Raw genomic sequence first — 12281 nt, 5'->3', positions numbered from 1 at the left:
CTTCTCCTGCCCGTCTCCGCTGAGGAGCCGGGCTCGCCGTGTGCTCTGCCCGTGACGCTCTCTGACCTCCGCACTACCCTCGCCGCTCTCCCCTTCTTCGCGCAGGTACGCGAGGAAACCAAAGGGCTCGCGCCCAGCCAATCGCTCCGCATTAAGGGCACGGCAGGCTCGCTTCCCGCCTTCGTACTGGCCGATGTGCTGGAGCAGACCGGCGGCCCGATCGTCGCCCTCCTGGCAGAGAGCGAAAGCGCGGACTACCTCCGCTCGGACTTGGAGCAGGTGCTCGGCTCCGACGACCGCATCCTGTTTCTGCCGCCCACCGGCCACGACCCGTATGACCCCGAGCAGCTTTCGGACACGCTCCCCCTCGTCCAGCGAGCCGACGCGCTCGGCCGCTTGCGCGACGGGTTCGACGGCCTGCTGGTCACCAGCGTCGAAGCGATCTCGGAGTTGGTGCCGCTCCCGGAGACCGTGAGCGACGAGACGCTTACGGTGCGGATCGGGGAAGAAGTTGCCCCCGAAGACCTGATGGACCGGCTCACTGGACAGAGCTTCGAGTTGGTCGAGTTCGTCAGCGAGCCCGGCGAGCTCGCGCTGCGTGGCGGCATCCTGGACGTGTACCCGTTCGCCGGAGGCTACCCCATCCGCCTCGAGTTCTTCGGCGACGAGGTCGACCAGATCCGTGAGTTCGACCCGCAGACACAGCGCTCGGTGAGCCGCCTCGAGACAGCCCGCCTGGTTCCAAACCTGGGCGCCGAGCGCTACACCGAGGGCGGGCACGTGACGGCGCTCGACTACCTCCCCACCTCCACCCCACTCGCGCTCTTCGACAGCCAGCGGCTGGTCGAGTCGGCACAGGAGCGGTTCGAGACAGCCTCTGCTGCGTACGTCCAGCGCGTGGCCGAGGCGGACGCGGAGGACGACCCGCCACACGCACCGGAGGAACGCTACCTCACCGGCGACACGCTGTCGGCGCTCATCGACGCGCGCCCGACCCTCCTCTTCGGCACCTTCTCGGGCGAAGGCGACCTCACCGCTGAGCTCAAGGCCACGCCACAGCCCTCGTACAATGGCGACCTGAAGCGCCTCCGCGCGGACCTCGGGAGCCGCATGAGCACGCAGTTCGTGGTCCTGTGCGACAGTGGCTCGCAGAAGAATCGGCTGTGGGAGTTGCTCGGAGGCGACCTCGAGACCGGCAAGCCCCCTCCGGCCGATCTCATCGTCGAGAGCCTCCATGAGGGGTTCGAGATCCCAGAGGCATCCCTCGCCGTCTACACCGACCACCAGCTGTTCGACCGCTATCACCGGCCGACGGCACGCAAGCGCAAGAAGGCCCGCGGTGGTCTGTCGCTCCGTGAGGTCAAGTCGCTCCGCCCCGGCGACTTCGTCGTCCATGTGGACTATGGCATCGGCAAGTTCGCTGGCCTCCAGACGATCACCGTCCGCGAGCAGACGCAGGAGGCGGTGCGGCTCATCTTCCAGGGCAACGACGAGCTGTTCGTCAACGTCACGGCGCTGCACAAGCTGCACAAGTACACCGGCAAGGAGGGCCACCAGCCCAAGCTGACCAAGCTGGGGACCGGTGCGTGGGACCGCCTCAAGGCGCGGACCAAGAAACGAGTCAAGGACATCGCTCGCGACCTGATCCAGATCTACGCCAAGCGCCGCGCCTCGCAGGGCTACGCCTTCAAGGCCGACACCATCTGGCAACGCGAGTTGGAGGCCAGCTTCGCCTTCGAGGAGACGCCCGACCAGGCGACCGCAATCGACGCCATCAAGGAGGACATGCAGCAGGCGATCCCGATGGACCGGCTCGTCTGTGGGGATGTCGGCTTCGGCAAGACCGAGGTGGCCATCCGGGCTGCGTTCAAGGCCATCCAGGACGGAAAGCAGGTGGCCGTGGTGGTCCCCACCACGGTGCTCGCGCGACAGCACACCGAGACGTTCATCAAGCGGATGGGCCGCTTCCCCATTCACATCGCTCAGCTTTCGCGCTTCGTCGACAAGGCGGCGCAGAAGGAGGTGATCGCCGGCCTCGCCGATGGCACAGTGGACGTGGTCATCGGAACCCAGCGCGTGCTCTCGAAGGATGTCGCCTTCAAGGACCTTGGCCTCCTCATCGTCGATGAGGAGCAACGCTTCGGCGTCGGCGCCAAGGAGAAGCTCCGCAAGCTGCGGCCCAACGTCGACACCCTCACGCTCACCGCGACGCCCATCCCGCGGACGCTCCAGTTCTCGCTCCTCGGCGCTCGAGACCTGTCCCTCATCCAGACCCCGCCCGCCAACCGGCAGCCGGTCATCACCGAGATCCACACCTTCGACCGCGACCTCATCCGAGACGCCATCCTCTACGAGGTCCACCGCGGCGGGCAGGTGTTCTTCATCCACAACCGCGTCCAGACGATCGACGAGATGGCCGCTATGGTCCGCGCCCTCGCGCCCGACGTGCGCATCCGGGCTGCCCACGGGCAAATGCCACCGGCGACGCTGGAGAAGACCATGATGGACTTCATGGACCACAAGTTCGATGTCCTGGTGAGCACCACCATCGTGGAGTCCGGCTTGGACGTCTCCAACGCCAACACCATCATCGTCAACCACGCCGAGCGGCACGGACTGGCCGATCTGCACCAGCTCCGCGGACGCGTCGGACGAAACGACCAGAAAGCGTTCTGCTACCTCCTCGTCCCGAGTGTCCACTCGTTGACGAAAGAAGCCCGGCAGCGCCTCCAGGCGGTCGAGGAGTTCTCCGACCTGGGGTCGGGCTTCAACCTCTCGATGCGCGACCTCGACATCCGCGGCGCCGGCAACATGCTCGGTGCCGAGCAATCCGGCTTCATCGAGGACGTGGGCTTCGAGACCTACCACAAGATCCTCGACGAAGCCGTCCAGGAGCTTCGCCACGAGGAGTTCGCCGACGTCTTCGCCGACCAGGACACTGCCCCTCCCCCACCCGAGCCGACCGTGGACGTGGAGGACGACGTGTTCATCCCGACGACCTACGTCTCCAACCCCGTCGAGCGCCTCAACCTCTATCGGCGCCTTTCAGATCTCGACACCACGGAAGAGATCGATGCCTTCCGCGCCGAGCTGACCGACCGGTTCGGTCCCGCGCCGCATGAGATCGATACGCTGCTCCGGCTCGCTGCGATGCGTCCGCAGGCGATGCGTCTCCGCCTCCCTCGCGTCGTGTGGATGAATCAGCGGCTCTTCCTGACCATTCCCGAACCCGCCGACGACCCCTACTTCCACACGCGCATCTTCCACGCGCTGCTGGAGGCTCTCAACACGTCCGGCACGCGCTACGTGATGAAGGAGAGTCGCAGCGGCAAGCTGCGCGCCATCCTCCAAGACATCCCGTCCCTCGAAGCCGCCCAGGCTCACCTCGGCACGCTGGTAGAGACGACCGAGGCGCTCATCGATTCTGAAGCGACAGAGGCGTAGGGACAGCGCCTCTGGCGAGCGTCACAGACGATGGGTCCGCTTCGACCGGATCCATGCGTCCAGGGAGAGCTTCCCAGCGCCGGACACCGCCAGCGCGACCGCGCCCACCAGGAACAGGAAGGCCTTCTCCCCTTCCCCGAGGTCACCGCCGTGGCGGACGAAGAAGGCGACGGCCATCGTCACCGACACGAACACCGCCGCTGGTCGCGTCGCCAGCCCGACCGCGAGCAACAGCCCCCCGAGGAACTCGCTCAGTGCTGCCGCCCACGCGAACAGAACCGGCAGCGGGAAGCCCATCGCCGCCGTGCCCTCGATGAACCCGTCGGACGGTGGCAGCTTGCCCAGTCCATGGGCGAGCGCCAGCGTCAGCCCGATGCCGAGCCGGAGGACGAGGAGGCCCAGATCAGTGGGCCGAGACGTGTCGCCGGAGCCGAACAGGAGAGAATGCAGCATGAGTCAGAAGCGGGAGAGGCACACTCTACGACCACGACCGAGACAGGATCGCAGGCTGCGTCATCTCAAGTCCGCCCTGACCCTACCCGATGGCCTCGCTGGTGAGAGTCGCGGCCATAAGGAGTCCTGAGGTGGACTCCCCGGACAGAACTCTGGCCCATCGCGCATGACCTGGACCCACGGAATGTGTAGACCATTTCAGAGCGCACTCACGCGAGTTCGCTCAGACTCACGACGCCGCGCCGCTCAGATTGCGGATACTGCGCTCAGCCCTTCCGCCCCCCCATGGCCGACCTCACCTCCAAGCAGCGCGCCCACCTCCGCGGCCTCGCCCACGCCCTCAAGCCCCTCGCCCACATCGGCAAGGAAGGCGTTACCGACGCCGCCGTCCGGGCCCTCCAGCAGACGTTCGACACCCACGAACTGGTCAAGGTGCGTGTGTTGGAGGCCGCGCCCGAGAGCGCGAAGGACACCGCCCACGCGCTGGCAGGCCGGGTCCAGAACGCCACCGTCGTCCAGGTCGTGGGACGAAACGCGACCCTCTACCGCGCCGACCCGGAGGACCCGACCATCCGGCTCCCGTAGTCCCGCCGAGACTACACCGAGGCCGCCCGAGTCACCGCCTCCACGACGCGCGTATGCACGTCGGGGTGAAACGGGCTCGGCACCAGTTCGTCGGCCGGGGCGAGGGCGCTGATGGCCTCCGCCGCCGCGATCTTCATGCGGCTCGTGATGGCCGGAGCGCCCACGTCGAGCGCGGCCTTGAACAGACCCGGGAACGCGAGCGCGTTGTTGACGCTGCGACCGTCGGCGGAGAACGCCGCGCCCGCGGCCAGCGCCGCCTCGGGCGTGATCTCAGGGTTGGGGTTCGAAAGCGCGAGCACGATCTGACCCGGGCGGATCAGTGCAGGCGTGATGAGCCCCACCACGCCAGTGGTCGCAATCAGCACGTCGGCCTCGGCCGCGGCGTCTTCGAGCGAGGCGGTCCGCCCCCCGCGCGCTTCGAGACGCTGCCGCGCGTCCTCCCCCGGATCCACGCCGATGACGCGGAAGCCCGCTTCCAGAAGCAGCGTCGCGATGGCGAGTCCGGCGGCTCCGAGGCCCACCTGGGCACACGTCAGGTCTCGGTCTCCCTCGCGGCCCGTGTGGCGGAGCGCGCTCAGTACGGCCGCCAGGAGGACAGTAGCCGTGCCGTGCTGGTCGTCGTGCATGACCGGCTGAGGCAACCGCCGGATCAACTCCTCCTCGATCCAGAAACAGTCCGGCGTCTGGATGTCCTCCAGATGGATCCCCCCGAAGCTCGGCGCCACGCGTACCACCGTTTCGACGAACGCCTCCGGGTCCTCCTCGTCGATCACGATGGGCACGGCGCTCAGCCCTACGAACCGATCGTAGAGCACCGCCTTGCCCTCCATCACCGGCAGGCTCGCCAGCGCACCGATGTTGCCCAGCCCGAGCACCCGCGTGCCGTTGGTAAAGATGCCCACCGTGTGACCCACCGCCGTGAACTCCCGCGCTCGACCGGGGTCGGCCTCAATGGCACGGCAGACGCGCGCGACGCCTGGCGTGTAGATGTACCGCAGGTCCTCGAGCCGCTCCACCTCGGTGGTGCTCACCACCCGGATCTTGCCCCCCACGTGGCGCTCGAAGACCAGATCCTTGACGTCCAGGACCTCCGTGTCGGTTTGCTCCCGGATCGCAGCCAGCACCTCAGCCAGGTGCGACTCGTCGAACACCGACAGCGTCACGTCCCGCAGGAAGTGGTCTCGCCCGATGTACCGCGTCTCGATGTCGCCCACGAGCGCACCGAGGTCGCCGACGAGACCGAGCAGACGACCGATCATCCCCGGCCGCTGGGGGTTGCGGACCGTCAGGACAACGTCGTACTCCGGGAGTGCGGAGCGGAGCGGCGGGTGAGAGTCAGGCATGCAGGCAAGCTATCCCGCCCCCACCTGGGCGGACAGGGATCGATCCGTCTTCACCGGACACGCCCCGTCGACTACTCAGATGCGACTCACGAGGTCATACGTGCCCCTTCCAACGCGCTCGATGCGGCCCCGCTTTACCATCTTGCTCAGCACACGCCCCGCGTAGTCCTTCGTCGTACCCGCCAACTCAGCGAGGCGGTCGCGGTGGACGGCGCCCGGCGTGCGCGCGAGGTGAAACAAGAGAGTCTGGGCGACGGAGGACGGCGTGAAGGACATGTCGAAGAGAGAACAGGGGAGCGGAACGGGCCGCCCCGACCGGGCTGCACTGCGTGATCCGCTAGTGGGTTGTACCGGCGACGTCCGTCAGCGTTTCGGATGCCGTCTCCCCCGGTGTCTCAGTGATCGGTGCGAGGCTCCTCCAGCACGATGCCTAGCGGAATCTCTGCCCTCACAGCGTCGCGCGCCGAGGACTTCAGCCGCTCGTACAGGATGCCGTAGTCGCGAAGGGAGATCTCGTCCCACTCCGCCAGGTACGCTGCCTTGAGAGTGTCGAGGTGCTGGATGTAGATCTCGTAGGGCAGGCCACGCTCCGTTCCGAATCTCACAGACCCACTCGGCTGCCGTCGAATGTGGGACCGGACCGAGCGTGAGACGGACGAGGAATCGGACACGACGCCGTCGAGTCGCATCGTCCCATCTGCGGAAACGCGAACGTCGAGTGTGGCGCCGGTCGGTCCCTGCTCGTCAGGCGTCCGGTGCCGGAGTTCGTTCGCCGCCTGGGCCTGGGCCTCCAAGACGGCGAGCAAGACGCCGAGCACCCCCACGAGGCGCCAGGAGAGATCGCCCAGCAGGCGACCGCGCGTCCTCACGATGTCCTCGGTGGTCTCCAGATCCACGGGACGCATCACACGTTGAAGCGGAACAGCATCACGTCCCCATCGGCGACCACGTACTCCTTGCCCTCGCTGCGCATCGCGCCCGCCTCGCGGGCTGCCGTCTCGCTGCCGAGGCGGTCGTAGTCGGCGAACTTGATGGTCTCGGCGCGGATGAAACCCTTCTCGAAGTCGGTGTGGATGACGCCCGCCGCCTGCGGCGCCTTCGTGCCCCGAGAGATCTGCCACGCCCGCGACTCCTTGGGCCCGGCCGTGAAGTAGGTGATCAGGCCGAGCAGCGCGTAGGCCGCCTGCGCCAACCGATCGAGGCCGGACTCCGTGACGCCCGCCGACTCCAGGAAGTCGGCCCGGTCCTCGTCGTCGAGTTCCACCAGTTGAGCCTCGAACTCGGCCGAGATGAGCACCACGCCCGCGCCCTCTGCCTCGGCGCGCTCGCGGACCTTCTCGACGTACGCGTTGCCGTCCGGCAGATCCCCCTCACCGACGTTAGCGACGTACAGCACCGGCTTGGCGGAGAGCAGGAACTGCTCGCGGAGGAGGACGGCCTCCTGGTCCGACACCTCCAACGTGCGGGCCGGAAGCCCATCGCCAAGGTGCTCTTCCAGACGTGCGAGGAAGTCGGCCTCGGCCTTGGCCCCCTTGTCGCCCGTCTTGACCGACTTGGCGACGCGCAGGAGGCGCTTGCTGACCGTGTCGAGATCCTTCAGCAGCAGTTCGGTCTCGATGGTCTCGATGTCCCGGAGCGGGTCCACCGAGCCCTCCACGTGCACCACGTTCGGGTCCTCGAAACACCGGACGACATGGGCGATCGCGTCTGTCTCTCGGATGTTGGCCAAAAACTGGTTGCCCAGCCCTTCCCCCTTCGAGGCGCCCGCCACCAGGCCCGCGATGTCGACGAACTCGATCACAGCGGGCAGCGTCTGCGCCGACCCGGCCAGCTCTGCTAGGCGGTCCAGCCGGGCGTCCGGCACCGGCACCACCCCGACGTTCGGCTCGATGGTGCAGAACGGATAGTTGGCTGCCTCGGCGCCCGCCTCGGAGAGCGCGTTGAAGAGGGTACTCTTGCCCACATTGGGGAGCCCGACGATGCCGACGCGGAGAGCCATGGGGTCTCGGATTGGATGAGCCGCGAGTCTACCGAACCGCGCTCCGGGGCGGGCGGAGTGGGGGCGAAGAACGATTTGGAGGACACGTCAGCGCAGCCCCACACGGCGGTGCGCGCCGGTAGCTTCCCGGCATGCGCCGTCTCCTCTCCCTGCTCGCCCTCCTGCTGGCGTTGCCCGCGCTCGGGCAGGCGGGGCCCGACCCGCTCGGCAGCCGACCGCGCGTCTACGTGGGCGGTGGGTTCGGACCAGGAATCGGGGTGGTGGCGGAGGGCACCACGCCCGCGTTCACCGTCTTCACCCGCGAAGTCGCGCTCTATGCCGACTACGTGCCGCGGGTGACCGGCGGCAGCGGGCGCCTGCTCACGGCCGTCGGCGTCGGCGGCGCCGTTCGCGTCTTCCGAGTCATTGACGTGGTTCAGAACCGCGACCCGGGCTCAGTAGACCTGGACCTTGGCGTCCGCATCGGACCATCGTTCTACACGGCGTTCTTCGAACAGTCGGCCGAGAGCCGGTCGCGGGCGTTCGCCGTCATGATCGATCCGTTCGCACGGGTCACCCTGCGGAGATCCTCCAACCGGGTCTTCTTCGCCGAAGTCGGCACGCAGAGTCCCTCCTTCCGAGCGGGGCTGTCGACGTCGTTCGGACGCTAACCGCCGACCACGTCGACCGTCGGCACGGACAGGAAGCGGCGCTCGGGCATCGCCACGGCGGTCATCCGACCCAGTCCGGCGCGATGCGTGAACACGGCGCCGGTGTCGATGGCGATCAGCGCGGGGTGGTCGACAGGCTCGGAGACCGGCGTGTGCCCGCACACGACCGGCATCTCCCATCGCGAGAGATCCGCGTCGAAGTGCTGGCGCGTCCAGAGGACGATTCGCGGGTCCGGGTCCGCGAGATTGTCCGCGACCGACCGGCGCGTGTCGAGGCCCGCGTGGACGTAGGCCGCCCCGGCGCCCTGAGCGGCGAGGACCGTACGCCGCAGGAAGGCGATGTGCTCGGGAGGAAAGCGCAGGTCGCCCCGTGCTTCGTAGGCTGCGAGCGTCGTCCGGCCGCCGTTGACCCACCAGAGGTCTGCGTCGCCGACGCCGTCGGCGTAGTCGAGCATCATCTGGTCGTGGTTGCCGCGCAGGAAGAGGGCCCGGGGACCAGTCCCCGCTTCCGAGGCAGCCTCCAACTCCAGCATCCGGTCCAGCACCTGCGGGCTGGCCGGGCCACGATCCACGTAGTCGCCGACGAACACGAGCGTGTCGGCGGGTCCGAGGGCGCCGCCCGCATCCTCTGCCAGGCGGTCGAGCAGCGCATCGAGCGTTCGCGCGCAGCCGTGGACATCGCCGATCGCGTACCACCCCATCGCCCTACGCGCCTCCGCCCCGGTTCGTCGAGTCGACGAGCCCGCGGCCGGACTTCTTCAGCCGGTCGCTCTGGCGAAGCTCTCGCAGAACCGCGTCCAGCACGCCGTTGACGAACGAGGCGCTCTTGTCGGTGCCGAACGCACGGGCCACCTCCAGCGCCTCGTTGAGCGTCACCTTCGGGGGGATGTCCTCGAAGTAGAGGAACTCCGTGATGGCGATCCAGAGCACGAAGCGGTCCGTCCGCGCGATGCGGCTGAGGTCCCAGTTTTCGACGTGCTTGTCGATCAGCACGTCACACTCGTGACGCGCGTCGGCGCTCTTGAGGAAGAGACGCTCGGCGAAGCGGAGGTAGGTCCGGTCGTCCTCGAAGGCGGGCCGGATGACCGTCGCGAGGACGTGGTCGACCGAGTCGCCGCTGGCTTCGAAGGCGTAGAGCGCCTGGAGGACGCGCTCGCGCACCTGGCGGCGCTTGCTCGGACGGGGCTGGGACACAGGACGGGAGAGAGCGAGGGATTCCAAAGATACCCGGCCGAACGCGATGGACCGGATCAAGAGGCAACGAAGTGGGGGGTAGATCTGGAGAGGTTCCGGGTCTATGGGGTCATGCCGCTCGCTCCTCCCCCTCCCCCGCTCCACCTCGGGACGCGCCCCGCACTGGCCGTCGCCGCGGTCGTCTCGGTCGGGATTGGGATCGGCCATGCCGTCCCCGAGGTCGGCCCGATGGCGTGGATCGCTCTCGGCTTGGCCGCCGCCGCGGCTGCAGCCGGATACGTTGCAGGAACGAGGAAGCAGCTGGTCACGCTGCGACCTCTGGTGGTCGCCTTGGCTGTGGGGGTCGCAGCCATCGCCCTCGGAGCCGCCCGACACGCGGCGTGGCGCGCGGTACCGCCAGACGCCATCGCCCACGTCGCGAGGTCTGCGGAGGAAGCGGACAGCCTGGACCATGCGACACCCATCACCGTCTGGGGCACCGTCGCGGACGTACCTGAGCGGACGTGGTCCATCCGCTTCGCGGCCGACGTGGACTCGGCCGGACGCGGGGACCGACGGGCACGGGCGAGCGGACGGGTGCAGGTGTCGCTCCAGATCGGAGAGGCGGGTGCCGTGTACCCGGTCCTGCGCCCTGGCGACCGCGTCCGGCTGACGGGCCGACTGGCACCGCTGCCGAGGCGGCGCAACCCGGCCCAGTTCGACTACGCCGCGTACCTCGCGCGGCAGGGAGTCGGCGCGATGCTGGATGTAGCGAGCGAGGCCGACGTGACGTTCCTCGGCGCGACCGACCATCCGGTGCCGAGAATCACGGAGGCAGTCCGGGCCCGCGTCCGTCGGGCACTGGCTCGCGACATCCCCACGCGTGACGTGCAGGCGCTTCTGAGTGCGCTCCTTCTCGCCGACCGCAGCGCCATCGACGCGCCGACGCTGGACGCCTTCCGCGCGACCGGCCTGATGCACCTGCTGGCCGTATCTGGCCTCCACGTCGGCCTGGTGGGGCTGGTGCTGTACCAGTTGCTGAAGCCCCTCCTCGGCCGCCTCGGACTTCGGCGGCAGCAGGTCGAGCGGACGCGAACGGCCATCACACTGGCGCTGCTGGCGGTCTATGTGCTCGTGGCTGGGGCGTCGGTGTCGGTGGTGCGCGCGTTCGTGATGGTCGCTCTCGTACTCGTCGGCCGGACGTTGGAGCGACCAGCCGACGCGCTGAACACGCTGGGCGTGGCCGCGGTCGCGATCCTCGTCCACCGCCCGGCGGCCCTGTTCGACGTCGGGTTTCAGTTGTCGTTCGGCGCGGTAGTTGCCCTCGTGACGCTGACGCCCCTCCTGACGTCCGCCGTACCCGAGCGCATCGGCCAGTCGGCTCCAGGGATGTTCGTGGCCGGGTCGATGGCGACCTCGGTGGCGGCGACGCTCGGGACGGCCCCAGCACTGCTGGCCCACTTCGGGCGGCTCCCCGTCGGCGGGCTGGTGCTCAACGTCGTCGCCATCCCGCTGACGGCGGCGACGCTCGGGGCCGGCATCGCCTGCACGCTCAGCGCACCGGTGCCCGTCCTGGCCGCGACCTTCGGCGCTCTCGCGGATGTCGCGGGCCGTGCGCTTCTCTGGACGACCGAAACAGGTGCCGAAACGCTCGGGTGGGCGACCTACGACGGCTTCCTCGATGCGCCCTTGGTCCTGGCGGCGAGCGTCCTCTTTCTGGCCGCGCTCGCGTTCAGCCGCCGCCCCGTCGCCCGGCGACGCCTGACGATGGCCGCCGTCGGCTGCCTCGCCCTCGGATCCTGGATGGGCGTGGTGCGAGGCGACGCCGAGCCAGCACTGGATGTCGTGTTCCTCGACGTGGGTCAGGGAGACGCGACGCTGATCTCGACTCCCGGCGGCGCGCAGGTCCTCGTGGACGCCGGGCTGCGCTCGCCGTACGTGGACGAGGGCGAACGAACGCTCCTCCCCCACCTCCACCGATACGGCATCCGCCGCCTCGACGCGCTCGTGCTCACCCACGCCGACGCCGACCACATCGGGGGCACCCGGTCGCTCCTCACGGCCGTCGAGGTGGGCCGGCTGATTACGAACGGGCAAGACGGCGAGTCCGCTCTCTGGACCGATGTCCTCCACGTGGCCGACTCGCTCGGCATTCCCATTCAGCCCGTGAGCGGGGGCGACACGCTGGCCGTCGACCCGGCGGTGCGGATTCGGGTCCTGGGACCTTCTGGGCCGATGTCATCACCCAACGACGCCTCGGTGGTCCTGCGCATCGAGCACGGCGCGACTCGCTGGCTGCTGACCGGCGATGCCGAGGTCGCCGGGGAGGCTGCACTCGTCGGCCGGTTCCGTGCTCACCTCGGTGCCGACGTCGTGAAGGTGGGGCACCACGGCTCCCGCACGTCGTCGACCGCCGCGCTGGTTGCAGCCGTCGGCCAGCCGGAGGTCGCTGTCGTGTCGGTGGCGCGGCGCAACCGCTACGGCCTGCCGAACGCCGAGCCGCTGGCGCGCTGGGCCGAGACCGGCGCCGACCTGCTCCACACCTCCGCCGAAGGCGCCATCTGGCTTCGCTCGGACGGGGAACGCGTCGAGCGGGTGGACTGGCGGTAAGAAGAGACCCGCTGTGCGTAGGCT

11 protein-coding genes are annotated in these 12281 nt (G+C 68.8%); 4 read left to right on the top strand and 7 right to left on the bottom strand.

What is annotated here, in order from left to right:
• Nucleotides 1-51: 51 nt before the first annotated feature.
• The gene (mfd, locus tag B1759_RS09495) at nt 52-3444 is read left to right on the top strand and encodes a transcription-repair coupling factor (RefSeq protein WP_095514766.1); all 3393 of its coding nucleotides are present in this window, start codon (nt 52-54) and stop codon (nt 3442-3444) included.
• 21 nt (nt 3445-3465) lie between these two features.
• On the opposite strand, the gene B1759_RS09490 is transcribed toward mfd, so the two are convergent.
• A complete protein-coding gene (locus tag B1759_RS09490; protein ID WP_095514765.1) occupies nt 3466-3897 on the bottom strand; it encodes a DoxX family protein in 432 nt (143 codons plus the stop codon).
• A gap of 285 nt (nt 3898-4182) precedes the next feature.
• Between B1759_RS09490 and B1759_RS09485 the strand changes: the two genes are divergently transcribed.
• Nucleotides 4183-4482, top strand: coding sequence for a YhbY family RNA-binding protein (locus B1759_RS09485; protein WP_095514764.1), 300 nt, complete (start codon nt 4183-4185; stop codon nt 4480-4482).
• 11 nt (nt 4483-4493) lie between these two features.
• Here the strand turns inward: B1759_RS09485 and B1759_RS09480 are convergent, their stop codons facing one another.
• The 4 genes from B1759_RS09480 to ychF all read right to left on the bottom strand — a co-directional run bounded on the left by B1759_RS09480 (nt 4494) and on the right by ychF (nt 7824).
• Nucleotides 4494-5825: an NAD-dependent malic enzyme gene (locus tag B1759_RS09480; protein WP_095514763.1), complete on the bottom strand. Its 1332-nt coding sequence runs from the start codon at nt 5823-5825 to the stop codon at nt 4494-4496.
• Nucleotides 5826-5900: 75 nt separating this feature from the next.
• The gene (locus B1759_RS09475) at nt 5901-6101 is read right to left on the bottom strand and encodes a type IV toxin-antitoxin system AbiEi family antitoxin domain-containing protein (protein ID WP_095514762.1); all 201 of its coding nucleotides are present in this window, start codon (nt 6099-6101) and stop codon (nt 5901-5903) included.
• 119 nt (nt 6102-6220) lie between these two features.
• The gene (locus B1759_RS09470; protein ID WP_095514761.1) at nt 6221-6730 is read right to left on the bottom strand and encodes a hypothetical protein; all 510 of its coding nucleotides are present in this window, start codon (nt 6728-6730) and stop codon (nt 6221-6223) included.
• A complete protein-coding gene (gene ychF / locus B1759_RS09465) occupies nt 6730-7824 on the bottom strand; it encodes a redox-regulated ATPase YchF (RefSeq protein WP_095514760.1) in 1095 nt (364 codons plus the stop codon). Before ychF ends, B1759_RS09470 begins: the two co-directional genes overlap by 1 nt.
• Before the next feature lie 131 nt (nt 7825-7955).
• On the opposite strand from ychF, the gene B1759_RS09460 reads away from it, so the two are divergent.
• Nucleotides 7956-8474: a hypothetical protein gene (locus B1759_RS09460; protein WP_095514759.1), complete on the top strand. Its 519-nt coding sequence runs from the start codon at nt 7956-7958 to the stop codon at nt 8472-8474.
• Here B1759_RS09460 and B1759_RS09455 read toward each other — a convergent pair.
• Both B1759_RS09455 and nusB read right to left on the bottom strand, forming a co-directional pair.
• Nucleotides 8471-9175 carry a metallophosphoesterase gene (locus B1759_RS09455; protein ID WP_095514758.1) on the bottom strand — a complete coding sequence of 235 codons (705 nt, stop codon included), beginning with the start codon at nt 9173-9175 and terminating at the stop codon, nt 8471-8473. The two genes, B1759_RS09460 and B1759_RS09455, sit on opposite strands and share 4 nt — an antisense overlap.
• A gap of 4 nt (nt 9176-9179) precedes the next feature.
• The gene (gene nusB / locus B1759_RS09450; RefSeq protein ID WP_198948804.1) at nt 9180-9668 is read right to left on the bottom strand and encodes a transcription antitermination factor NusB; all 489 of its coding nucleotides are present in this window, start codon (nt 9666-9668) and stop codon (nt 9180-9182) included.
• A 111-nt stretch (nt 9669-9779) separates the two neighbouring features.
• Between nusB and B1759_RS09445 the strand changes: the two genes are divergently transcribed.
• A complete protein-coding gene (locus tag B1759_RS09445; RefSeq protein WP_095514757.1) occupies nt 9780-12257 on the top strand; it encodes a DNA internalization-related competence protein ComEC/Rec2 in 2478 nt (825 codons plus the stop codon).
• The last annotated feature ends 24 nt before the right edge of the window (nt 12258-12281 follow it).

Source organism: Rubrivirga sp. SAORIC476 (assembly GCF_002283555.1).
In the GTDB taxonomy this organism is placed as follows: Bacteria; Bacteroidota; Rhodothermia; order Rhodothermales; family Rubricoccaceae; genus Rubrivirga.
The sequence above is the reverse complement of the archived record's forward strand: the minus strand, read 5'-3'. Positions and strand labels throughout refer to the sequence as shown.